The organism is Collinsella ihumii (assembly GCF_030385545.1).
Classification (GTDB): domain Bacteria; phylum Actinomycetota; class Coriobacteriia; order Coriobacteriales; family Coriobacteriaceae; genus Collinsella; species Collinsella ihumii.
Window position 1 is genome coordinate 25,318 of record NZ_JAUEIQ010000002.1, and the last position, 22,387, is coordinate 47,704.

At 64.6% G+C, this 22,387-nt stretch carries 20 protein-coding genes, 1 tRNA gene and 1 riboswitch; of the genes, 5 read left to right on the top strand and 16 right to left on the bottom strand.

Annotation, left to right across the window (positions count from 1 at the left end; all coding sequences use genetic code 11):
• Positions 1 to 24: 24 nt before the first annotated feature.
• Both murI and QVN30_RS02340 read right to left on the bottom strand, forming a co-directional pair.
• The gene (gene murI / locus QVN30_RS02335; RefSeq protein ID WP_066829875.1) at positions 25 to 909 is read right to left on the bottom strand and encodes a glutamate racemase; all 885 of its coding nucleotides are present in this window, start codon (positions 907 to 909) and stop codon (positions 25 to 27) included.
• A 14-nt stretch (positions 910 to 923) separates the two neighbouring features.
• Positions 924 to 1,829, bottom strand: a complete 906-nt coding sequence (locus QVN30_RS02340; protein WP_066829878.1) for an HAD hydrolase family protein — start codon at positions 1,827 to 1,829, stop codon at positions 924 to 926.
• Positions 1,830 to 2,454: 625 nt separating this feature from the next.
• Here QVN30_RS02340 and QVN30_RS02345 point away from each other — a divergent pair.
• Positions 2,455 to 2,530: transfer RNA gene (locus QVN30_RS02345), tRNA-Val, on the top strand.
• 510 nt (positions 2,531 to 3,040) lie between these two features.
• Here the strand turns inward: QVN30_RS02345 and QVN30_RS02350 are convergent.
• The 13 genes from QVN30_RS02350 to QVN30_RS02410 all read right to left on the bottom strand — a co-directional run bounded on the left by QVN30_RS02350 (position 3,041) and on the right by QVN30_RS02410 (position 17,198).
• A complete protein-coding gene (locus QVN30_RS02350; RefSeq protein ID WP_289835281.1) occupies positions 3,041 to 4,339 on the bottom strand; it encodes an aminotransferase class III-fold pyridoxal phosphate-dependent enzyme in 1,299 nt (432 codons plus the stop codon).
• A gap of 22 nt (positions 4,340 to 4,361) precedes the next feature.
• Positions 4,362 to 5,318 (bottom strand): acetylglutamate kinase, encoded by a 957-nt coding sequence (argB, locus tag QVN30_RS02355; protein ID WP_087202764.1) that lies wholly within the window; start codon positions 5,316 to 5,318, stop codon positions 4,362 to 4,364.
• A gap of 95 nt (positions 5,319 to 5,413) precedes the next feature.
• The gene (gene argJ / locus QVN30_RS02360) at positions 5,414 to 6,685 is read right to left on the bottom strand and encodes a bifunctional glutamate N-acetyltransferase/amino-acid acetyltransferase ArgJ (protein WP_204563750.1); all 1,272 of its coding nucleotides are present in this window, start codon (positions 6,683 to 6,685) and stop codon (positions 5,414 to 5,416) included.
• Positions 6,686 to 6,786: 101 nt separating this feature from the next.
• Positions 6,787 to 7,857 (bottom strand): N-acetyl-gamma-glutamyl-phosphate reductase, encoded by a 1,071-nt coding sequence (argC, locus tag QVN30_RS02365; RefSeq protein ID WP_204563748.1) that lies wholly within the window; start codon positions 7,855 to 7,857, stop codon positions 6,787 to 6,789.
• A gap of 573 nt (positions 7,858 to 8,430) precedes the next feature.
• The gene (locus QVN30_RS02370; protein WP_289835282.1) at positions 8,431 to 8,850 is read right to left on the bottom strand and encodes a pyridoxamine 5'-phosphate oxidase family protein; all 420 of its coding nucleotides are present in this window, start codon (positions 8,848 to 8,850) and stop codon (positions 8,431 to 8,433) included.
• A 20-nt stretch (positions 8,851 to 8,870) separates the two neighbouring features.
• Entirely contained in the window at positions 8,871 to 9,284 is a 414-nt protein-coding gene (locus tag QVN30_RS02375) for a pyridoxamine 5'-phosphate oxidase family protein (RefSeq protein ID WP_289835283.1), read from the bottom strand.
• 17 nt (positions 9,285 to 9,301) lie between these two features.
• A complete protein-coding gene (locus QVN30_RS02380) occupies positions 9,302 to 10,105 on the bottom strand; it encodes an energy-coupling factor transporter transmembrane component T family protein (protein WP_204540711.1) in 804 nt (267 codons plus the stop codon).
• Positions 10,102 to 11,916, bottom strand: a complete 1,815-nt coding sequence (locus QVN30_RS02385) for an energy-coupling factor transporter ATPase (RefSeq protein WP_289835284.1) — start codon at positions 11,914 to 11,916, stop codon at positions 10,102 to 10,104. Before QVN30_RS02385 ends, QVN30_RS02380 begins: the two co-directional genes overlap by 4 nt.
• Positions 11,913 to 12,503 carry an ECF transporter S component gene (locus QVN30_RS02390; protein ID WP_289835285.1) on the bottom strand — a complete coding sequence of 197 codons (591 nt, stop codon included), beginning with the start codon at positions 12,501 to 12,503 and terminating at the stop codon, positions 11,913 to 11,915. The genes QVN30_RS02385 and QVN30_RS02390 overlap by 4 nt, the downstream gene beginning before the upstream one ends.
• A 6-nt stretch (positions 12,504 to 12,509) precedes the next feature.
• Positions 12,510 to 12,679: riboswitch (FMN riboswitch) on the bottom strand.
• Positions 12,680 to 12,808: 129 nt separating this feature from the next.
• Complete coding sequence (locus QVN30_RS02395; RefSeq protein ID WP_289835286.1) at positions 12,809 to 12,979, bottom strand: hypothetical protein; 171 nt, start codon at positions 12,977 to 12,979, stop codon at positions 12,809 to 12,811.
• A 191-nt stretch (positions 12,980 to 13,170) separates the two neighbouring features.
• Positions 13,171 to 14,613: a PTS transporter subunit EIIC gene (locus QVN30_RS02400; RefSeq protein WP_289835287.1), complete on the bottom strand. Its 1,443-nt coding sequence runs from the start codon at positions 14,611 to 14,613 to the stop codon at positions 13,171 to 13,173.
• A gap of 60 nt (positions 14,614 to 14,673) precedes the next feature.
• Positions 14,674 to 16,104 (bottom strand): 6-phospho-beta-glucosidase, encoded by a 1,431-nt coding sequence (locus QVN30_RS02405; RefSeq protein WP_289835289.1) that lies wholly within the window; start codon positions 16,102 to 16,104, stop codon positions 14,674 to 14,676.
• 140 nt (positions 16,105 to 16,244) lie between these two features.
• On the bottom strand, positions 16,245 to 17,198 hold the full coding sequence (locus QVN30_RS02410; protein ID WP_289835291.1) for a DMT family transporter: 954 nt from the start codon (positions 17,196 to 17,198) through the stop codon (positions 16,245 to 16,247).
• Between the two features lie 361 nt (positions 17,199 to 17,559).
• On the opposite strand from QVN30_RS02410, the gene QVN30_RS02415 reads away from it, so the two are divergent.
• Entirely contained in the window at positions 17,560 to 17,697 is a 138-nt protein-coding gene (locus QVN30_RS02415; protein WP_204570418.1) for a hypothetical protein, read from the top strand.
• Between the two features lie 360 nt (positions 17,698 to 18,057).
• Here QVN30_RS02415 and QVN30_RS02420 read toward each other — a convergent pair whose 3' ends face one another.
• A complete protein-coding gene (locus QVN30_RS02420; protein ID WP_289835294.1) occupies positions 18,058 to 19,272 on the bottom strand; it encodes an iron-containing alcohol dehydrogenase in 1,215 nt (404 codons plus the stop codon).
• Positions 19,273 to 19,613: 341 nt separating this feature from the next.
• On the opposite strand from QVN30_RS02420, the gene QVN30_RS02425 reads away from it, so the two are divergent.
• The 3 genes from QVN30_RS02425 (at position 19,614) to QVN30_RS02435 (ending at position 22,224) form a co-directional block, all read left to right on the top strand.
• Positions 19,614 to 20,030 carry a NusG domain II-containing protein gene (locus QVN30_RS02425; RefSeq protein ID WP_289835296.1) on the top strand — a complete coding sequence of 139 codons (417 nt, stop codon included), beginning with the start codon at positions 19,614 to 19,616 and terminating at the stop codon, positions 20,028 to 20,030.
• Positions 20,031 to 20,116: 86 nt separating this feature from the next.
• A complete protein-coding gene (locus QVN30_RS02430; protein ID WP_289835298.1) occupies positions 20,117 to 21,199 on the top strand; it encodes a hypothetical protein in 1,083 nt (360 codons plus the stop codon).
• Positions 21,199 to 22,224: a hypothetical protein gene (locus tag QVN30_RS02435; RefSeq protein ID WP_289835300.1), complete on the top strand. Its 1,026-nt coding sequence runs from the start codon at positions 21,199 to 21,201 to the stop codon at positions 22,222 to 22,224. Before QVN30_RS02430 ends, QVN30_RS02435 begins: the two co-directional genes overlap by 1 nt.
• Positions 22,225 to 22,387 lie beyond the last annotated feature (163 nt).

Below are 22,387 nucleotides of genomic sequence, written 5' to 3' on the forward strand. Positions count from 1 at the left end.
CTCGCACTCCTCACTATCTTGCTGTTAGTAGCGGTCGAGCTCATCCAGGCTGATGTGCTCGATGCTCTTGAGCGGCTGGCCGAAGATGAAGCTGCCCGCCGCCGCGAACTCGGCGATGTTGTCCGACGTGGTCGCGAAGCGGTGCTCGGGCACCACGTCGTCTTCCGCCAGCTGCTCGCGACGGACCAGGATATCGGTCAGCTCGCGCGTGGTCTCCTCGGCCGACGACACCACGCGGACGCCTTCGCCCAGCGCATGGCGAATCGGGTTCACGAGCAGCGGGAAATGCGTGCAGCCCAACACGACCGTGTCGATGCCGATGCCCGGCTCCAAGATGGGGCCGAGCGTGCGCGCGACCTCCTCGCGGTTCTCCGGCGTGTCGAACACGTCGCCGTCTTGCAGCCAGCGCTCCTGCAGGTGCGCGCCGGTCGCCAGCTCGTTCTCGACGATCTCGACGAAGCTCGGCGCGGGGCACCCGTACACGGACACGCCGGCATCCAGGTCGCGGATGGCGCGCGTGTAGGCGCCCGTGCGCACCGTGAGCGGCGTCGCCAGCACGCCAACCTTGCGCGTCCGCGTGCTGTTGATCGCCGCGCGGGCGCCCGGGGCGATCACGCCGATGACCGGCACCGGGAGCATCTGCTGCGCGATCTTGAGACCGGCAGCTGTGGCGGTGTTGCACGCGATAATCATGATCTTGATGTCGTGGGCTGCAAGCCAGCGACCGGCCTGCAGCACGAATGAGCGCACCTCGCTCTCCGAGCGCACGCCATAGGGGCAGCGCTTGGTGTCGCCCACATAGTAGATGGACTCGTGCGGCAGCGAGGTCGCGATCGAGCGCGCCACCGTCAGGCCGCCGATACCGGAATCGAAAACGCCGATAGGCCTGTTGTCTCCTTGAGCCGCCATCTGAGCATCCCCTCCTATGCGAGCGCCGCGAGCAGGCAGCGCATACTCTGGACCCAGCCGTCGACGATGCGGCCGCGCGTCACGAACGCGTTGTCGTGCGTCGCCAGGAACTCTTCGGCCGTCGGGTTCTTGAGGCCGTTCTCGACGAGAAAGAACGTATCGCAGTAGTCTGCCATGAGGAAGTCCGAGGTCGCGTCGCCGATAGCCATGGTCTCGGACAGATCGATGCCGCGCAGCTCGCAGAAGCGCTCGATGCCGCGGCCCTTGTTCAAGCCCTGCGGCATAAGGTTGAACGCGCGGCCCTTCACGCCCTCGGGAAGCTTGAGCGTGGTGGGCGCGGAAATGTAGTTGAGGTAGCCGTTGTCGCCCCAGTCGAGCTCTGCGCCCGAGCGGCGAATGATGTCGCGGGCGTCCTCGTCGGGAATCTCGCCGCGCATGCCCACCGTCACCTCGCGGTGCTTGTAGCCGGTCGACATGTCGTTGTGGTATTCCAGCAGGCCTGGCCAGCGGTTCTGGAACTCGTCGAGAATGCCCGTCGCCTCGATGCACTCATGCGGCGAGTAGCCCCAGATAGGATTGAAGGGCATGTCGGCGGTGAAATACTCCCAGCGGTTATCGCTGCGGTCGAGCATGAGCAGGCCGCCCATCTCGCCGATGTAGGAGTTCAGACCGAGCAGACGCGTGTCCTCGTGCAGCATGGAACGATTGCGGCCCGAGCACGGGATGACCTCGATACCGGCGCGTTTGAGCTCCAGCAACGTGGCGACGAAGTCGATGCACGGGTTCCCCTCGGCATCTGCCAGCGCGCAGGAACCGGGCGCGAGCATGGTGCCGTCAAGGTCAGTGAACACGTAGCGCACGCGCGACAGGCGCTCTTTGAGCTCGCCGGTGGGGATATCGGGCAGCACGGTATGGGGCATGGGGCCTCCTCGCAGACGCGGATTCGTCGCGCTCCATTGTAGCCCGACGATCCCGACGAAGTGGGGACGTCGACATTTCGCGCATATCCCTAAGGAGACGTTGATCGGTTGCGTTCGTGGCGGTCGGTTCCATGGCGGGCGCGCGTATCCGCCCGCGTGCGAAACCGCACCTTGATAAAAGGTTTTATCAAGGTGCGTGAGAGACCCGTTTTGAATTTGGTATCAACTCTTGGACAATAAAGACGGCTTGGGGCCGAATCGGAGGCCCCTCCCGGGGCCTCCGGGATCAACCGGACGGAGAAACCGCAGGTCACAGGCTTGTCAGATATGGCCGTTTTCCTTGCATACTTCCCGATTTGATACCAAATTCGTTTTCAGTGTATATTGACACCCTCTTTCCTGGGGTTTTGCGGTACGGCTTCCCCACCGTAAGCATACGGGGCCCCGGAATCCACTCGTCGCACGGTGGGGGCGCACGAAAGGCGCCCCCGCGTCTTGCGAGAGGCGCCGATGACACAAAACGGGCAGTTTGGCACGCTAAAAGGGGTCAATAGAAGCTCTTAGCGTGCCAAACTGCCCGTTTTGTGTCATCGGCCCCATCCCTTTGCGCTATACTTACCCCCACGGGCGATTGGCGCAACGGTTAGCGCAGGTGCTTTACACGCACAAGGCTGGGGGTTCGAATCCCTCATCGCCCACCACTTGGTTGTTACGGTCCCAGCAAAGGGACCGTTTCTTTATCGGGCCCCTTACAGAGGGATTCGAACCCGAAGGGCCTCATGGTGAGCAAAGCGCGTAAGCGTCTTTGCCACCATGAGTCGCAAGGCGGGCGCACGCCCGCCGCAGCGGGAGGTCGCTCGCGGAGCGAGCGACCGACATCCCTCATCGCCCACCACTTGGTTGTTACGGTCCCAGCGATGGGACCGTTTCTTTTCTGAGCTCCTTTCAGGGGGATTCGAACCCCGTTGGGGGCGCGGAGCTGAGGAAACGCGCTGCGCATTTGCCGGCGAAGCGCGGCCGACATCCACAAGACGTCGACCGCGAGCGCTTCCGCCGTGCCCGAGCACGCCCAGTGGATCCGCGACCTGAGTGCACGGCTCGCAGCAGGGTCCGGGACGGGTATTTTGGGGCTGAGTCGTTATTACCCAAGGCAGTGCGCTGTGCCGCCTTGGGTAATAACGACCCCAAAAAGCCAGTTCCAAATGTACGCGCTACGCCAGCACCTTCGTCAAGCCCTCCACCAGGGCATCGGCTTCCGCCTCGCCGCAGATAAGCGGCGGCAGGAAGCGCAGCGTGTGGGCTCCGGTCGCGTTGATCACGAAGCCGGCGTCGAGCATCTTGGCCACGACGTCGTGGGCATCGCCCACCGCCTCGTCCAGGTCGCAGCCGATCATCAGGCCGCTGCCGCGCACCTCAACCACATGCGGCACGCCTGCGAGCTTCTCGCGCAGATAGCCGCCCACCTGCTCGGCATGCTCGTCGTACCTGCCGCGCGTGAGCTCGCACAGCACGGCGCACGCCGCGACCGCGGCCAGGCAGCTACCGCCGAAGGTCGTGCCGTGGTCGCCCGGGCGAAACACGTCCGCGATCTCCTTCTTGGCCACGCAGGCTCCCGCGGGCACGCCGCCCGCGATGCCCTTGGCCAAGCTCATGATATCCGGCTCGACCCCGTAGGTCTGGAACGCAAAGGGCTTGCCCGAACGGAAGATGCCCGTCTGCACCTCATCGGCGATGAGCACGCCGCCCACACCGTGCACGAGCTCGGCCGCGGCCTCCATGAACTCCTGCGTGAGCGGATGCACGCCGGACTCGCCCTGGATGGGCTCGAGCAGGATCGCGCAGATCTCGCTGCCGTAGCGCTCGAAGATCCCGCGGAGCTCGTCCACGTCATTCGGCGTGCAGGCGACAAATCCGCCGGGCAGCGGTTTGAAGCTGTCCTGCAGGCGATCCTGCATGGTTGCGGCGATGGTCTCGAGCGTGCGCCCGTGGAAGCTGCCGCGCAGCGCCACGATGGTGTTGCCGCCGTTGCCGGCGCGCTTGGCGTACAGGCGCGCAAGCTTCATCGAGCCCTCGTTGGCCTCGGCGCCGGAATTGGCGAAAAACGTCTCCCAGACCTGCTCACCCTCTGCAGGAGCCGCAGCGGCCAGCAACGCATCGGCATCGCCCGCAACGGCAGCGTCCGCCACGGCAGCGTCCGCCACGGCACGGGCGCCGTCCATATCGCCGTTCGCAAGCTTGGACAAAAGCGCCGCAACCTCGCCGCGGTGCTCGATATAGAAATAATTGGACACGTGCAGCAGCTGCTCCGCCTGCGCGCGCAGCGCATCCGTGAGCACGGGATGGGCGTGGCCCAGGCAGCACACGCCGATGCCCGCCAGAAAGTCCAGGTACTCGCGGCCGGCGTCGTCGACCAGCGTCATACCGTGGCCCGATACGAAATCGACCTCCGAGCGGCCGAACGTATGCATCACGAACGAAGACTCAAGCGCCTTCTGCGTAGAAAGAGACATGGTGGTTACCCCTCACGTTTCCCTAGATGTTTTCGGACAGCCGCGCGGCGAACTGCGTCAACGGATGCGGATGCGTGTCCTGCTCATAGGCGGCGTGCGTCGAATGGATGACGGTTCCGACACCGGCGTCGGTCAGCAGCTCGAGCAGCAGCGAATGCGGCGTCGTGCCGTTGATGATGTGCGAGCGGAAGACGCCCGCCTTGAGCGCATGGATGCAGCTCTCGAGCTTGGGGATCATGCCCTTGTCGACCTCGCCGCGCGCGAGCATCTGCTCGGTCTCCTCGAGCGTCAGGTTGGAGATGAGCGAGTCCTTGTCCGAGAAATCCTCGTACAGGCCGTCGACGTCGGTCAGGAAGATCACCTTGTGCGCATGGACCGCCGCGGCGATGTGACCGGCCGCGACGTCGGCGTTGATGTTGAAGAACCCGCCGTCCTCGCCCTGGGCGACCGTGGCCACCACGGGGATGTACTCGTTGTCCATGATGCTTTCGAGGTAGTCGGCGTTGACGCGAACGATCTTGCCCACACGGCCGAGCTCGGGGTCGAGCTCGCGGGCGACGATGGTCCCGGCGTCCGCGCCCGATACGCCCACGGCAAGGTTGCCGTGCACGTTGATGGCCGCCACGAGCTCCTGGTTGACCTTGCCGCCCAGCACCTCGCGCACGATCTCCATCGTGGCGTCATCGGTCACACGCTGGCCGTGCTTGAACTCGACGGGGATATCGTAGTGCGACAGCGCCTCGTTGATGTCCTTGCCGCCGCCGTGGACGATCACCGGCTTCATACCGATGATCTTGAGCAGCACGATGTCGCTCATGACGTCGGCGCGCAGCTCGGAATCGACCATGGCCGCGCCGCCGTACTTGATGACGACGGTCTTACCGGTCAGGTTCTTGATCCACGGAAGCGCCTCGAACAGAAGCTGGGCGGTTTCCTCGTCGGAACGGGATGCGGAACGTGAATCGCGTGCGTACTTCATGTGCGGTCTCTTTCAATAGATGGCCGCCCGCATGACGGGCGGACGGCCGGCCCCGATGCGGGGCCATGGATGGTTCGGCGAGGGCCGAGTACAGCCTATGTGCGGTAGTCGCCGTTGATGGTGATGTACTCGTGGGTCAAGTCGCACGTCCAGACCGTCGCCGTGCCCTCTCCGGCGCCGAGGTCTGCCGAGATCACGATCTCGGGTGCCTCGAATCGTCGCAGGGCCTCTTCCTCGTCGAACGGCACCGTCAGTCCCTCGCGGCACACCGGCAGGCCCATGATGTCGATGGAAGTGCGGGTCTGGTCGAACGCCACGCCGCACTTGCCGAGCGCCGCGGCGATGCGGCCCCAGTTGCAGTCGCGGCCCGCGATGGCGGTCTTCACGAGCGGCGAATTCGCCACCGCGCGGGCGGCGGTGTCCGCATCCTCGTTAGTTGCCGCGCCGGTCACGTTGACGGTCACCAGGCGCGTGGCGCCCTCGCCGTCCGCCGCGATGGCGCGCGCCAGGCTCTCGCACACGACGTGCACGGCGTAGACGAGCTCCTCATAGGCCTCGGTGCCCTCGCGGATGGGCTGCTCGTCGCTCGCCGCGGCGCCCGAGGCGAGCATGATGCAGGTGTCGTTGGTCGACGTGTCGGAGTCGACGGTCACCTTGTTGAAGGTCTGCTTGACGCACGACGTCAGGATCGTGTGCAGCGTCTGCGGCTCCACCGGCGCATCGGTGGTGATGCAGGCGATCATGGTCGCCATGTTCGGCATGATCATGCCGGACCCCTTGACGCAGCCGCCCACCGTGAACGTGCAGTCGACGTACTCGAGCACGCCGCTCTCGTAGGTCACCGCGAGCTCTTTGGGATGTGTGTCGGTGGTCATGATGGCGCGCGCCATGTCGGCTCCGCCGGCCACGGAGAGCTGGTCGTATGCCGCGGGGATGCCCGTCTCGAACGGCGCGATGTCGAGCTGCTGGCCGATGACGCCCGTCGAGGCGACGAGCACCTGGTCAGAGGTGCACCCGACCACCTGCGACACGATGTCGCAGGTCTCGCGCGCTACGGCGAGACCGGGTTCGCCGGTCGCCGCGTTGGCGTTGCCGGAGTTGATCGCCACGGCCTGCACGCGGCCAAAGCCCTTATCGGGACCGCCCAGATGCTCGCGGCTGACGGTCACCGGCGCCGCGCAGAACCGGTTCGTGGTGAACACGCCCGCAGCGCTTGCCGGCTTGTCGGCCACGATGAGAGCAAAGTCGGCACGCTCCGGGTTCTTGCGGAACCCCGCGTGGATGCCCGCGGCCTTGAAGCCCCGAGCGCTCGTCACGCCTCCCCCGGGGATAGCGCGCAGTCGTGTGTCAAAGGCATCGACATTCATGAAGACAGTTCTCCTCGTCCGTCCTGATACTGGCATCAGTGTAGCGCAGCGCCCTGCGACGCCGCGACCGAATCGACGATCGCGGCGGATGGCCCGCTCGACTACACCGGCAGGGCGCACAGAGGCAGACCGCAGGTCTCGTCCAGGCCGAGCACGATGTTGGCGCACTGGATTGCCTGGCCGGCAGCGCCCTTGCACAGGTTGTCGATAGCCGAGGTGATCACGAGCATGCGGGCGCGGCCGTTCACCGCAAGACCGATCTGGCAGGCGTTGGATCCCGCGACGGAGCTCGTCTTGGGGAACTGGCCCGCGTCGAGCACGCGCACGAACGGGCTGCCCTCGTAGAAGGCGCGATAGCGCGCGACGGCGTCCTCGGTGGTGAGCGTGTCGGCGACCTCGGGAGCAAGCGGGATGTTCACCGTGGACAGCAGCCCGCGCTTGAGCGGGGCGAGATGCGGCGTGAACACCACGCGGTCTTCAAGGCCGAGGATCTGCTCGATCTCGGGCGTGTGGCGATGCTTGCACACGCCGTAGGCCTCGACGTTCTCGTCGGCGCTGCAGTAGTGCGTGCGCGCGTTGGCGGACTTGCCCGCACCGGTCACGCCCGAGATGGCGTCGACGACGACCGAGGAGCCCTCCGCCATCCATCCGGCCTGGATTGCCGGATACGCGCCGAGCGACGTCGCCGTGGGGTAGCAGCCCGCGCAGGCCACGAGCACCGCTTCGCCCGCGGCACGGCTCGCAGCGGCCCGCGCAAGGTCGGCCGCGAACAGCTCGGGCAGGCCGAACGCGCGCGTCTTCAGCAGCTCGGGCGAGGTGTGCTGCGTGTTGTACCACGCCTCGTAGACCGCAGGGTCGGACAGGCGGAAGTCAGCGGAGAGGTCGAACACGCTCACGCCGGCCTTGAGCAGACCGGGCGCCGCGGCGAGGGCGGCTGTGTGCGGAACGGCCAGGAAGACCGCGTCGCACGCCGTGAGCAACGGGTTGTCATGCGTCGTGAACTCCAGGTCGCTCACGCCGGCGAACGCAGGATACACGTCGGCGAGCTTCTGGCCGGCGTCGGCGTTGGACGTGATAGCGACGAGCTTGAACTGCGGATGCCCCAGCAGCAGGCGGACAAGCTCGATTCCCGCATATCCCGCTGCTCCCACGACTCCAACCCGATAGGCCATACGACGTCATCTCCCAAATGTATATTCTTGGTCTGAAAATGCATATATCCGCATCTTCAATCCCTATTCATTGAGCAAGTTGAGACAATAGCACTCTGATTATGAGAAGGGCGGCAGTTTTTCACAGGATACATTCTCGCAACACAGCATGGTGCTTTTAGGGACAGGTGATTTTTGTTCATGCCGGCGCCGTCGCGCCGGCATGAACAAAAATCACCTGTCCCTAAAAGCACCATCTATGGGTTGGAACGAACCCGTCCCCCCATGACCTGCCAGAGAGGCCGCACTCCGTGGGGAAAGTGGCTAGAAATTTCTGTTTTGCTGTAGCCAAGCCAGGATGGAGGGTTCGGAAGCCCGCCGCCGGCACCGGTTTCTCCCCGGAAGCGCCCGATCTGCGCATTTTGAGGTCCAGAAACCGGCTTCGCAGCCGGTCAATGCAGCCAAAACGGCTCATCTGGACATCTCTGCCGCACCCGGCTTACAGCAAAACAGAAATTTCTAGCCACTTTCGCCGGAAGAGGGTGCGGCCGGGGAGGCGCAGGGCGCTCCTGATCGGAATTGGTCAGCGTTTTCCTAGAAAGAGATGCGGCGCTCGCTGCCGTCGATGTCGCAGAAGCGCGCGATGCCGTCCGAAACGCTGAAGAACGCGAGCCTGCCGTCATGCGCGGAATCATGCGCCTCGCCGATGCCGACCATGTGCGCAAAGCCCGCCTGGCGCACCTCCTCACTCACCTGGGCGTCGTCCGCGAGGTTCGCCTTGCCCGACACCACGATCCAATATGCACCGGGCTTCCATCCGGAAAGCTCGAACTTGGGATGCGCGGACAGCTCGCGCCATACGTCCTTGTCGCGCGACGTGACGAACCACAGCTTGCCCGCGTCCGCGCATGCAAACGAAAACGGGCGCACGCGCGGCTGCTCGGCATCGTGCTCGTCGATAGTCGCCAAGAACCACGCGGGGATCCCCGTCAGATAGCCAACGATCTCGTCCATGGTAGACCTCCTGCACTTCCCTATAGCTCGAGCGGCTTCCACTCGTCATGGTTGCAGATCCACGCCTGCGGATCCTCCACGCTGAAAAACACGAGCTTCGGGTCGTCCGGACCGTCATAGTGCTCGCCGAGGCCCTCGAGATGCCTCCAGCCCGCATCGCGTACGTCCGCTGCCGCCCGGTCTTCCAGCCCGGCGCGCCCGCGGAGGATGAGCCAGCCGTGACCCGGCCACCACGCCGTCGCCTCGAAGCGCTGGTTCTGCAGCAGCTCCTCCCACACGTCCTTGGTCGTCGCGGTGCAGAACCAGAGCTTTCCGTCCTGAATCGCCGCGAACGAGAACGGGCGCACATGCGGCTGATCGTCCACGCTGGTCGCCAGGTACCACGCGGGAATGGACGTCAGGTACTGGAGCGCCGTATGCAATCCGTCAGACATATTCGATCACACCTTTCCTATCCTGCAATAACGCCGATCGCAACCACGCAGGCGCCCAGGGCCGCCAATATCGCCGCGGCGACGCCGTCGCACGCCCGATACCGCAGCGGATGCAGGCGCGTGCGCCCGGCCTCGCCGTGATAGCAGCGCGCCTCCATGGCGGCCGACAGCGTCTCGGCATGCCTGAAGATGCTCGCGAACAGCGGGATCGATATGCTCGAGAGCATGCGGACACTGCCGAGCGGACCGGCCGTCACGTGCGCGCCGCGGCTGATCTGGGCACGATAGGTGCACATGAGCTCCGTGGCGAACTGGGGCATGAAGCGCAGCGCGATGCCGAGCATCATGCCGAGCTCATGCGCCGGCAGGCCGATGCGCGCGAACGGGGCGAGCAGGCGCTCGACGGCGCAGGTGAGGTCGAGCGTCATCGTCGTCATGGTCACCAGGCTCATGCCGCACATCATGAGCAGCATGCGCGCCGCCGTGAACGCGCACGAGCGCAGGCTCCCCTCGCTGATCTGGAACGGGCCCAGCGCGGCCAGGACGCGACCGCTGTGATTGGTGAGGAGGTTGAGCGCGGCGACCACCAAGACGATGGCGAGCAAGGGTGCCAGTGAGCGCAGGGCGCGGCCGGCGGGAATGCGCGCCGCGCCGTAGAGCGCCGCGATGAACACCGCGATGGCCCCGAGCGCGACGAAACTGCGCGCAAGCAGGGCGATCAGCAGAAACACGATGCCGCCGAGCAGTTTGGTGCGCGGGTCGAGACGATGCAGCGCGCTGTCGCCCGGATAGTAGCTGCCGAAGGAGAAGACCTCGTTCATCGAGCCGCCCCCTTGATGAGCAGCGCGATGTCGTCGGCCAATCCGTCGACGTCGTAGAGCCGGCTGGTCGTGAGCGGCACGCCGCGGGCGGCCAGCGCGCATGCCATGCGCTGGGCCGCGGGCACGCCGAGTCCGACCCCGCGTAACCTGTCCGCCTGCGTGAACACGTCGCGCGGGGTGCCGGACATGAAGACCGAGCCCTCGTTCAGCACGACGACCCTATCGCAGTACGCCGCGAGGTCGTCCATGCTGTGCGACGACATGACCACCGTGAGCCCCTGCTCATGAAGCCCGGCTATGAGCTGCAAGAACTCGTGGCGAGCCGCTGGGTCGAGACCGGCCGCCGGCTCATCGAGAACCAGCACCTCGGGCTCCATCGCAAGAACGCCGGCGAACGCGCAGCGCCGCTGCTGGCCGCCAGACAGCTCGAAGGGGCTTTTGCCGGCCAGCTCGTCGAACGACAGGCCGACCTGCTCAAGCGAGCGGCGCACCCGCACATCGACCTCATCGGCGGAAAACCCGAGGTTGCGCGGACCGAACGCCACGTCATCGTAGACCGTCGTCGCGAACAGCTGGTGCTCGGGATATTGGAACACGAGCCCGACCTTCGTCTTGATGCGCGCCGATGCGCGCCTGTCGGCAAGATTCTCGCCGTAGGCGACGACGCGCCCCATCGTCGGGTGCACCAGGCCGTTCATGTGCTGGATGAGCGTCGACTTGCCCGAGCCCGTGTGCCCGGCAAGCCCGACGAACTCGCCGCGCCGAATCGTCACGTCGACGTTGTGGAGCGCCCAGACCGCGTCGGGGTCGTTGCCCCAGACGGCCTGCTTCTTCGCGCGCGGGCGGCGGCGCTTGGCCGCGCGCTCGCGCACGCTCGCCTCGTAGCTGTAGCTCACGTGCTCAAAGGAAAGACACGCCTCGGCCCGGTCTTGCGAGACGGCGTCCGCATCCGAGGCGGAAGCCGCATCCGAGGCATCGCCGGGCCCGCAGGACACGCCGTCCAGCATGCCGGCGATCTCGGCGATCATGGTCCCCTCGTCCACGTGAGGCGTGACGTCCACGCCCCGGCTGCGCAGCGCCAGCCCCAGCCGGCACGACGGCGGCACCTCGAGGTCGAGCCGTTCGAGCACTTCGGCGCGCGCCAGGACATCGGCCGGAGCGCCCTCGAGCGCGATGCGTCCCCGATCGAGCACGATCACGCGGTCGGACAGCGCCGCCTCCTCCATAAAGTGCGTGACCATGACGATCGTCATGCCCTGCGCGTGCAGCTCGCGGCATACGCGCATGAGCCCCGCGCGACCGCGCGGATCGAGCATCGCCGACGCCTCGTCAAGCACGAGCACCTTCGGATGCATGGCGAGCACGCCCGCGATCGCCACGCGCTGCTTCTGGCCGCCCGACAGCGCGTGCGTCTCATGCCGCTCGAAGCTCATGAGGCCCACTTCGCGCAGGGCGTCACGCACGCGCTCGGATATCTGGGCGGGCTCGATGCCGAGGTTCTCCGGCCCGAACGCCACGTCGTCTTCCACCAGCGTGGCGACCAGCTGATCATCGGGATTCTGGAACACGAGGCCCACAGCCGAACGGATGTCGTATACGTACTCGGGATCCGCCGTGTCGAGCCCCATCACCGTCACGCGCCCCTCGTCGGGGACGAGCAGCGCGTTCAGGTGCTTGGCGAGCGTCGACTTGCCCGAGCCGTTGCCGCCCAGAATGCAGACGAACTCGCCGTCTTCGATGGAAAGCGACACGCCGTCGAGCGCGCGCGTCCGTCCGTCATAGGAGTAGCAGACGTTGTCGCAGCAGATCATGCGCGCCCCTTGACCTGGTCCTTCTTGGGCGTGATGAGATTCGAGACCGCCTTGTAGACCGCAAGGGTGAGCACCGAGTTCAACAGCGTCTTGATGAGGTTGAACGGAATGACCGCCGGGACGAGCAGCGGCATGATCACGTCGGCGGAACCGTACCAGAACCACACGCCGATGGTGAGATTCGACACCACCGAACCTGCCGTTGCCAAAACAACACCGAGCACCAGCCCGATGACGGCCCCGGCGAACGTATGGTTCTTGCGGTAGACGAGCGCCGCCGGCAAGATGAACAGCACCGTGGCGACGACGTTCATGAGCGCGCCGACCCAATCGCCGGTCATGAGCGCGTGGATGACGATGGCGACGAGCCCCACCGCGACGCCCGACCCCGGCCCGTAGGCGAAGCCGGAGACCATGGCGGGCACCAGCGACGGATCGTACGTCAAAAACGGCGCCACCGGAATGATGGGGATCTGCACGAACATGAAGAGCGCGCTGACGGCGCACATGAGCGCCATGGTCACGAGCTGCTTCGTGCTCCACCGATTCGTGTTCTGTACATGGATGTGCGTAGACTGTTCAGTCACAAGAATCACCTGCCTCTTCCATCCGGCCTTTAACCGTTGGCACCGGGCTCTCACCGGTTCGGCCTGCAGGCGACCCAACGCCTCGCAGGTTCGCGGGCTCATCGGATCCACGCGGTCCTCATGCCGCGCGCCGATATACCGCCAGTGGGGAATTCCACCCCGCCCTGAAACAGCAGCTCCATCGTAGCACGTCGCGCATGTTAGAGCCGGTTGATTTGGGTCAGGCGCACATCGACACAAAAGCCCCCGACAAGGGCGCTGCCTTGCCGGGGGGGTGGTGGGACGAGATCTCTCGGTCAGATGGATTAGAAGTCGACGTCCTGATCGTTGTAGACGCACTCGAGCAGCTTCTCCATCTCCTCCTGGGTCGGCTGGCGGGTGCTTGATGCCCTTCTCGTAGTCGGTGATGACGGAGAACCGGTGACCTCGGTCGCGGTGCCGGAGGTGGAGATAATGGCGGGTAGGCGCGTCTCCATGTGGGAAGACCCACCTTCGACACCTCCACATAAACGCAACTCAAACGGAACAGAAGGTTCTTGAAGTCGAAAAAGCCGAGCGGCGCCCCTCCTCCCCTGCTCGAAAGGGCACCGCTCGGTATGGGAAGACGCACTTGGCAGAAGCGGCCTATCGCGCGTCGGACCCCCACACTCGATTGGACGAAACTGCCTTACTTTTCCTCGGGCTTGTACGTGACGAATTCGACGACGAAGGCCAGCACGGCCGCCACGAGCGAGGCGATAATCGCACAGAGCATCATCGAGATGCCGTATCCACCGGGCGTCTCGTCGATGAAGTTCAACCAGTTGAAGACGCCCAGACCGCCCGAGATGAACATGAGCGCGCCGGTAGCGCCCACGATGGCACCGCCTACCGCTGAGCTCAGGCATGCCACCACGAGCGCCCGCTTGTTGGGCAGCGCCACACCGTAGATCGCCGGCTCCGTCACGCCAAAGAAGAAGGCCGACACCATGGCGGGCAGGGCAATGCCGCGGAACTTCTCATCCCTATTCTTGAGATACATCGCAAAAACCACTGCACCAAGAGCAAAACCATGAGCGATGGTGGCCGCCAGCACGTAGTCGTGCCCGATGGTGTTGAGGTTCATGATGGAGATCGGGATGAGACTCCAGTGGAAACCGAAGATGACAAGGCACATCCACAGGCCGCCCACCAGCGCGCTACCGAACACGGAGCCGACAATCGGCAACTCGAAGATGAAGGAGAACGCTGTGCTCAGCAGATTGGTGATAAGCGTTGCCACAGGACCGATGACGAGATAACCGAGCACGATTGCCAGCGTCATGGTGCAAAGCGGCACGAGGAACATCTTGATTGCTGCGGACATCCAGCTCTTGAGCCAACGCTCGACCAGAGAGCCGAACCATACCATGAGCAGCACCGGGATGACCGAACTCGCATAGCCCGAGGCCGGCATGATGATGGGGATGCCGAGCGCCGTGGCATACCACGAAAACGTGCCGGCGACGCCCAGATCGATGCTTCCGAGGACCTCGCCCGAGGTCAGCGCCACCATGGTGGGGTACAGCAACGCCACGCCGATGGCGACGCCGGTGAACTCATTCATGCGGAACTTGCGCGCCGCGCTGTAGGCGAGTGCCACGGGCAGGAAGTAGAAAAAGCCGTCCGCCACCGTGTACAGAAGGGTGTAGAGGCCGTCGTTTGCAAACTCGGGGATGAAGAAGGTGATAAGCGCGAGCAGGCCCTTCATGATGCCCGCAGCTGCAAGCGGCCCCAAGATCGGCTGGAAGATGCCGGAGATGAGGTCGATGATCACCGATGCCGCCGTCTTTTTCTCGCCCGGCTGACCCTCGTCGGTCTCGACGGCACCGCCGTCGGCAAGACCGCTCGCCTCGAGCACCGCGGCGTGGACGTCCTCCACGATGTTGCCCACGACCACCTGGTACTGACCGTTTGCCTGAATCACCTGGATGACACTCGGGAGCGCCTCGATGGCATCCTTGTTGGCCTTACTCTCGTCTTTCAGCTTGAAGCGCACGCGCGTGATGCAGTGCGCCACGCTCGTGATGTTTTCGCGACCGCCGACGTTGTCGACTATGGCGCGCGCCAGATCGTCGTACTTACCCGCCATGGTTCCTCCTCAAGGAATCGATGTTGCGGGCCGCAGGATATCTGCGGCCCGCATGAACCCCTAGCCCAAATCCTTGCCATTGGTTGCGATGACCTGCTTGTACCAGCTAAAACTCTTCTTCTTGCTGCGCGCGAGGGTGCCGCTGCCCTGGTTGTCGCGGTCGACGTAGATAAATCCGTAGCGCTTCTCCATCTCGCCCGAGCCCGCGCTCACCAGATCGATCGGGCCCCATGTGGTGTAGCCGAGCATCTCGACGCCGTCCTCCTCGATGGCGTCGCGCATAGCCTCGATGTGCTCGCGCAGGTACTCGATGCGATAGTCGTCGTCGATGGAGCCGTCCGGCTTCACCTCGTCGTAGGCGCCCAGGCCGTTTTCCACCACGAACAGCGGCTTTTGGTAGCGGTCCCACAAATCGTTGATGGTGATGCGGAAGCCCAGGGGGTCGATGATCCAGCCCCAGTCGCTCGTGCGGACGAACGGGTTCTCCACGCCCGCAAAGGCGTTGCCCTCCGCCACGCCGCCGGCGATAGAAGGGTCGCCCGCAATGCAGCGCGACGAGTAATAGGAAAACGAGATGAAGTCGACGGTGTTTTCCGCCAGGATCTTCTCGTCCTCGTCCGTCATTCCGACGTCGATGCCCTCGTGCTCGAGGAACTTGGCCGCGTAGCCCGGGTAGTACCCGCGGCTCTGAACATCGACAAAGAAATAGTTCTCTTGATTTTTGAGCTGGGCGGCACGCACGTCCTCAGGCCTGCAGGAGTAGGGATAGTAGCTACCCGCGGCGAGCATGCAGCCCACCTTGTTTTCCGGGTCGATCTCGTGCGCGATCTTCACCGCCCACGCACTTGCCACAAGCTCGTTGTGCGCAGCGCGATACTCCGCCGCAAGCGGATTCTCGCCCGGCTCGAGCACGATACCCGCACCCATAAACGGACGATGCAAGATCATGTTCATCTCGTTGAACGTGATCCACCAACGCACCAAGCCCTTGTAGCGGGTGAAGAGCACGCGCACGAGCTTCTTGTAGAAGTCGATCAGCTTGCGGTTGCGCCAAGCGCCGTACTCCTTCACGAGATGGATGGGACAATCGAAATGCGTGATGGTAACGAGCGGCTCGATCCCGTGTGCGCGGCAACAGCGAAACACATCCTCATAGAAAGCGAGACCCTCCTCATTGGGCGTCTCCTCATCGCCGTGCGGGAAGATGCGGGTCCACGCGATCGAGAGGCGGAAGACCTTGAAGCCCATCTCGGCGAACAGCTCGATATCCTCGCGATAATGATGGTAGAAATCGATGCCCGTCTGAGCCGGATAGTAGTACCCGGGCTCAAAATCGAGCATGCGGCGCAAACCGCGACTCACATCGTTTCGCTCTGAACCGTGAGGGATGACGTCGACGTTGGCAAGCCCGCGCCCGCCTTCGTCATACGCCCCCTCGCACTGGTTCGCAGCAGTGGCGCCTCCCCACAGGAAGCCTTCGGGAAACGGCATGGTTCCTCCTATCTATCGGTCGCACGCCCTCGTTGCGGGCGCACGCTGCCTTCATACGTAAACGAAGCAATCTCGAAGGCGCCCGCACAACAGCACACCAGGGCCGCCTCTCGCCTATCTGACCGAATATGCGACGTCCGCTACTGTTCGACCGCGACCATACGGCCCTGGAGCAAGCCGGGCACCTGCGCCAGGCACACGCCGAACAGGATGACCGCCACGCCCAGCCACTCGATGACGCCCAAGGGCTCGCCGAGCACGATCATGGCGATCAGAAGGCCCGCCGGAAGCTCGGCGGCCGCCATGACGGTGGAGAGGCCCGCGGGCAGATAAGGCGTCCCCAGGCCGAAGAGCAACACCGGGCAGAGCAGGCCGAAAAAGCCAGCAATCACCGCAAAGGGCAGGATGCCTTGGGCGAGCACGCCGGAGATGATGTAGTCGGGGCAAACGGTAAGCGGCATCGCGATCGAGCCGGCACAGACGATCATGCCGCGCTGTTCGTTGGAGCACTCGACCTTCACGCGGCCGGACAGCGTGACGAACAGCGAGCAGCTCACCGCGGCGCCGAGCGCACAGAGCAGCGCGATCGGGTCATAGCCCGCAAGGCCGGTCTTGTAGACGCCGCTCGCGAACACCGTCCCGCACAAGATGACCAGAGCGGAAACAACTTCTAGGGCTTTGGGCGCACGGCGCGTCATGATGGTCTGCCAGATGAGGCCCATCCAGGTGAACTGGAACAGCAAGGTAAGGGCAACTGGCGCGGGCAGCACACTCATGGCGTAGCAGTACAAAATGGAGGTAAGACAGGTAAGCGCGCCGAGTCCCATCAGCTTCAGCCCCCGCTTGATGCCGATGCGCTCCCACTGGCCACCGCGCGCGCAATGGATTCCAAACGCGAGGGCAAAAAAGAGGCAGCCGAACCACGCCTGGCTTGCGACGACCTGGCTCGAGGTGAATCCGGACGCATAGGCGAGCTTGTAGGTGGTGGCCATTGCTCCGTAGCACGCGCCGCCGGCAAACACCTGTAGCGCCGCTGCAAGCTGCCGATGGCTCCCCTTCGCCTGCACGCCCTGTTTGCACGCTATCTGTTCCATAACGCTCCCCTTTCTGCCCATCATCCGATGGGGCCGATTCCCGCTGACATCCAAGAGATCGGTCGGAAGCGCATGCCGGCGTGTTGCCACGACATGAAAAAGCCACGCAACCGATTCCCTCGGTTGCGTGGCAAAAAGGTGACAAGTTCGCCCAGAAAAGTCCACGCGATTTTAGACTAGTGAAGTCTAGCAGGCAGCCCGGCGATGCGTCAATAACAATTGTTCGGCTTTCTCCGCAGTTGGCCTGATGCCCTGCTTGCGAACATCCAGACAGAGCGGTTTCCCAGCGGTATCGAGATCGCCCCGCTTGGCGGCATGCACTGGAAGACCGCACGGAAGCGCCCGCGAACTGGAGGCTCGCATGGACGAGCCGCTTTCCAACCTAGACGCCCTCAATCGAGAAGCCCCGCGCATCGGCATCAACCTTCAGGCGCTCATCAAGGCATGGCTGCAGGAACGTTTAGACGGGGAAGCGTCCAAACGAGTTGTTTGCATGTGACACAATCCCTCACATGAGATACAGGGGGCCGCTTCGAACGCGTTCGGATTGACCCCTTTCTATCCGCCAGTCGAGAAATCAGATTAACTGAAGTTAAAGAAGCCAACGGAAGTCAAAGGAATCAACGAGTCTAGATATACCACCGTTTAATCAACCGGAAAGGACATCAATGACGAGGCGCCGCGGGAAGCGGTTGACATCATCGAAGGCTTCCTGTCCACGCTGCGGCTCGTGAGATTCCGTGCACGGGGCGCAACGGGGACGAGCAATACCCTCTGAACCAAAAACGGACGCAAGAAGGCCCCCGGGGACGTCCCCCGAGGGCCTTCCGTCAAGAAGCTAATCGCCCGGATGAGCTGATTAGAAGTCGACGTCCTGATCGTTGTAGACGCACTCGAGCAGCTTCTCCATCTCCTCCTGGGACGGCTGGCGCGGGTTGGAGCCGGTGCAGGCGTCGAGGATGGCGTTAGCGGCAACGTCGGACTTCTTGGCCTCGAACTCGGCGTAGTCGATGATGGACTCCTCGGCCTTCACGCCGCCCTTGCCGTAGTTCTTGATGCCCTGCGGGATGTCCAGCTTGTCGTTGAGGTCGCGGATGCACTGGACCAGAGAGGCGACGAGCTCGTCCTCGGTCTCGCCGGCGAGGTGCAGGATCTCCTTGGCGATGTAGGCATAGCGGCTCTTGGCGCGGGCGTCCTTGGCGTTGAACTGGATGACCTTGCCGAGGTACATGGCGTTGGCGCAACCGTGGATGATGTGGTCGCCGGTGAAGGCGGCACCGGTCTTGTGGGCCATGGAGTGCACGATGCCGAGTAGGCCGGAGGAGAAGGCGATGCCGGCGATGCACTGAGCCTCGTGCATGTGCTGACGGGCCTCATGGTCGCCCTGGTAGGACCTGGGCAGCCACTCGACGATCTCGCGGATGGCGTGCAGCGCGTTGGCGTCGGTGAACATGGAGCTGGCGGTGGAGACGTAGGCCTCGATGGCGTGGGTCAGGGCGTCCATACCGGTGTGAGCGCACAGCTTCTGCGGCATGGTGTAGGTGAGCTCGGGGTCGACGATGGCGACGTCAGGGGTGATGTTGAAGTCGGCCAGCGGGTACTTGATGCCCTTCTCGTAGTCCGTGATGACGGAGAACGCGGTGACCTCGGTAGCGGTGCCGGAAGTGGAAGCGATGGCGCAGAACTTAGCCTTGGTGCGGAGCTCGGGGAAGCTGAACGGAACGATGGCCTCCTCGAAGGTCTCGTTCGGATACTCGTAGAACAGCCACATGGCCTTGGCAGCGTCGATGGGCGAGCCGCCGCCGATGCCGATGATCCAGTCAGGCTGGAACTTCTCCATGGCCTCAGCGCCGCGCTTGACGGTCTCGACGGAAGGATCGGACTCGACGCCCTCGAAGATCTCAACCTCGAAGCCGGCCTCCTTGAGGTCCGCCTCGACGTCCTGCAGGAAGCCGCCGCGACGCATGGAGCCGCCGCCGGTGACGATCATAGCACGGGAGCCCTTGAGGTTCTTCACCTCATGACGAGCGCCCTCGCCGTAATACAGGTCGCGAGGATTGGTAAAACGTCCCATTCTTTGCCTCCAAATCAGCAAGCCCTGCCGGCTTGCACATCTGACGGGGACCCAATGTCCCCGTAAGGACCATGTAGGCGCGGTCGGATCGGCCGCTTCGGACCCGTGAGCCCGAAGTAATTGTAACGCTTTGGAAACAAAGCGGATATAGCCATTTTGTCCATTCTTGCAGCGCGGCTTTATCCATCCCGCGGCCTTGTCGAGGGACGGATGGACCCGCATGCTGGCGCTTCTTCGCAGTAGGACGACAAGGGCGCGACGCCCCGCCAGCCCGCGCGCCAGCTGCCCTCGCCTCCGTGCTACCATGGATGCTTCCTTTTGACCGCCATGCAAGGAGCCCCGTGTCAGACATCCGCCCCACAGAGCGCCGCCGGCGCGCCGACCTCGTTCTCATCGGCGCGGTGCTCGCCGTGGCGCTCGGATGGTTCGCCTGCTCCCGCCTCGTCGCGGGCCCCGCGGACACGGCCGTCGTCGTCTGCCAGTCGCAAGACGGCTTCTACCGCGCCGACCCCCTGGACTCCGATGTCTCCTACACCGTGACCACGCCGGGGACCGGCAGCGGCGCGGATGCGGACGAGGGGGCGAACACGGTGCGCATCGCCGGCGGATGCGTCGGCGTGACATACGCGAACTGCAGCAACCAGGTCTGCGCGGACCACGACCCCATTGACGAGGTGGGGGAACAGATCGTATGCCTGCCGCACGGCGTGGTCGTCGAGATCGTCGAACGCGAGCAGGACGCGACGCGCCTCGCATAACCTGCATGCTCCCTCCATAGACGCAAGCAGTGCGCTCGCGGTACACTGACGTATTACGACATGCACCGCAAATGAGAGGAGGCGCCGTGGCGTTCGACCCCATTCAAGAAGACTGCCTGCGCCTCATCCTGGAGGCCATGCGCCGCGAGCGGGTCTACCCGCTCAACGACAACATCTTCATCGAGCGCGGGATGGAGCAGTTCCGGGAGGACCCGTCAAAACTCATCGCCTGCGACCGCGACCGGTCGTTCCACCTGATGGCGAAGGCGACCGAGATCCTCGACTACCACATCCCCTTCCTCACCGACGAGGCGGAGATCAACCGCCAGGAGCAGCGCGCGGAGCATTACCTGCACGAGGCCATCGAGCTCGACGCGAGCAACTGGGACGCCAAGCGCATGCTTGCCGCCCTCGACGCCGCGTCCAACGACGAATACGTGAGCTACCTGCTCGACAACCGCTCGGCGGTCGAGCGCGACCTGGAGAGCACGGTCGACGAGGCGCGTGACGTGTACGCGCGCGAATATGCGAGCGACCTCGCACGCCGCCCGCTCGAGCGCTGGCTTGCCGCGCTCGCCTCGCGCGCCGTGATCTCGGGACAGTACCGGCTGGCGCTGAGCGTCGCCGAGCAGAGCCTGACGTTTGCGCCGACCGACCCGGCGAGCATCCGCCACACCGGCATGCTCGCCATGGCAAAGCTCGAGGCGAACCATCAGGACATCAAGTCCTACCGCGCACGGCACGCTATCGCCTACGGCATCGTGGGCCCGCTGCGCCGTCGCCATCACGCGGCCGAGAAGTCGCTCGACGCGTGGACGCTCCTTGCCGAGCTGAGCGCCGCGTACCGCTCGTTCGACTACACCTCGGCCGACCGCTATCTGCATCAGCTGATGCGCACGTACCCGGACGCCGCCGAGCCGCTCTACTACCAGGCGGAGTTCCCCGACGGCATCTTCTCGCGCGTCAACGTGGTGCCGGGCAGCCAAGACGAGCTCATCCTCGCCATCAGCGAGGCGACGCCGCTGCTGCAGGAAGGCATCGGCACGCCCGACAACGCCTGCTTCGCCTCGTGGGTCGCCAACCACGAGATGGTGCGGCGCGCCCTAGCGGACAGGACCTCTTCGGCGGCGGGACAGCCGGGACGCACCGGATCGGGAGGCGACAACTGATGGAACCGCGCGAGTACATCCCCGTTTTCCTGGAGCACAAGTACCTCAAGACCCATGACGGGCTCACGCCCGCGGCCCTCGAGCTCGTCCACGAGGAGATCGCGCGCAACCCCGCCCAGTTCGCAGCCGACGACCATGCTCGGGCGCTGGTATCCTACGCGCGCACCCATGAGCACCTGATGCGCGAGCTCGACCGCATGGAGGACCTTCCCGACGATGATTTCGACCGCCAGCGCGAGCGCCTGTTCAACGAGACGCGCCAAGCGATGCACGAGATCGCGCGGACCGACCAGCTGTGCGTGGACGCCCAGCTGGTCGACATCCTGCTTGCCGACGTCCCCATCGACTCCTGCCTGAACGATTTGATGAAGCTCGAAGACGCCGTCCGCACCCACCTGTGCAACGTGCCGGGGTTCGATCTGGAAGCCGAGCACTACTGGCGTGAGAGCGAACTGGACGGCATGGATGCCGCCGAGCGCACGCGCATCGATCCGATCATGATCGGCTGGCTGCACACGCTCGAGGCGATCGCGCAGCTCAGCTTGGCGAGCGCGCGCTACCGCGCCGCCGCCGACTACGCGCGGCGCGTCATGCGCTCGCAAGGCTACGACAACCGCGCGGTCGGCACGGTCCTGCTCGCGCTCGCGCGCCTTGAGGACGAGGAGCATTTCTTCGAGCTCTCCCACGAGGCGGGTCCCGAGCACGCCATCGAGGACTCGCCGTGGTACCTGCTGGGCCGAACGCTGCTGTTCTACAAGCTCGGACGGCGCAAGAACGCGCGCCGCGCGCTGCGCGACTTCGCGACGCGTTGCGAAGGCGGTGCGTTTTTCCTGCTCAATCCCACGTACCTCACGCCCTATCTGCCCGTGCGGCCCGCGCCGCGCGACCCGTGGGACCTCTCGCACCAGGCCGTATGGGAGGCCGACGGCATCATCGTGGACACGCCCGACTTCGTGACCTGGGCGGCTTCGGTCGACGGCATCGAAGAGGCTTCGGAGCAGTTCGCCCAGCGCTACGGGTTCTAGGGAAGCGCCGATCGGGTCTCCCCCCTCCTCTGGAAAAGGAGAGACGGGAGGGCCGATGGCACAGAGCGTGCCAAACGGTCCGCTTTGTGTCATCGGCTTCGCTCGTCCTTCTCGAGAAGCACGACAGCGCGCTCGCGCGCGGGTGCCGCCGCGTGCAGAAGTG

Excerpts from the sequence above, each read along its gene's own strand:
- QVN30_RS02340 (WP_066829878.1), bottom strand. The coding sequence starts at position 1,829 with ATGCCCCATACCGTGCTGCCCGATATCCCCACCGGCGAGCTCAAAGAG.
- QVN30_RS02405 (WP_289835289.1), bottom strand. The coding sequence starts at position 16,104 with ATGCCGTTTCCCGAAGGCTTCCTGTGGGGAGGCGCCACTGCTGCGAAC.
- argJ (WP_204563750.1), bottom strand. The coding sequence starts at position 6,685 with ATGAATGTCGATGCCTTTGACACACGACTGCGCGCTATCCCCGGGGGA.
- QVN30_RS02380 (WP_204540711.1), bottom strand. The coding sequence starts at position 10,105 with ATGAACGAGGTCTTCTCCTTCGGCAGCTACTATCCGGGCGACAGCGCG.
- murI (WP_066829875.1), bottom strand. The coding sequence starts at position 909 with ATGGCGGCTCAAGGAGACAACAGGCCTATCGGCGTTTTCGATTCCGGT.
- QVN30_RS02410 (WP_289835291.1), bottom strand. The coding sequence starts at position 17,198 with ATGGAACAGATAGCGTGCAAACAGGGCGTGCAGGCGAAGGGGAGCCAT.
- QVN30_RS02350 (WP_289835281.1), bottom strand. The coding sequence starts at position 4,339 with ATGTCTCTTTCTACGCAGAAGGCGCTTGAGTCTTCGTTCGTGATGCAT.
- QVN30_RS02370 (WP_289835282.1), bottom strand. The coding sequence starts at position 8,850 with ATGGACGAGATCGTTGGCTATCTGACGGGGATCCCCGCGTGGTTCTTG.
- QVN30_RS02400 (WP_289835287.1), bottom strand. The coding sequence starts at position 14,613 with ATGGCGGGTAAGTACGACGATCTGGCGCGCGCCATAGTCGACAACGTC.
- QVN30_RS02375 (WP_289835283.1), bottom strand. The coding sequence starts at position 9,284 with ATGTCTGACGGATTGCATACGGCGCTCCAGTACCTGACGTCCATTCCC.
- QVN30_RS02385 (WP_289835284.1), bottom strand. The coding sequence starts at position 11,916 with ATGATCTGCTGCGACAACGTCTGCTACTCCTATGACGGACGGACGCGC.
- argB (WP_087202764.1), bottom strand. The coding sequence starts at position 5,318 with ATGAAGTACGCACGCGATTCACGTTCCGCATCCCGTTCCGACGAGGAA.
- QVN30_RS02435 (WP_289835300.1), top strand. The coding sequence starts at position 21,199 with ATGGAACCGCGCGAGTACATCCCCGTTTTCCTGGAGCACAAGTACCTC.
- QVN30_RS02415 (WP_204570418.1), top strand. The coding sequence starts at position 17,560 with ATGGACGAGCCGCTTTCCAACCTAGACGCCCTCAATCGAGAAGCCCCG.
- QVN30_RS02420 (WP_289835294.1), bottom strand. The coding sequence starts at position 19,272 with ATGGGACGTTTTACCAATCCTCGCGACCTGTATTACGGCGAGGGCGCT.
- argC (WP_204563748.1), bottom strand. The coding sequence starts at position 7,857 with ATGGCCTATCGGGTTGGAGTCGTGGGAGCAGCGGGATATGCGGGAATC.
- QVN30_RS02395 (WP_289835286.1), bottom strand. The coding sequence starts at position 12,979 with ATGGAGACGCGCCTACCCGCCATTATCTCCACCTCCGGCACCGCGACC.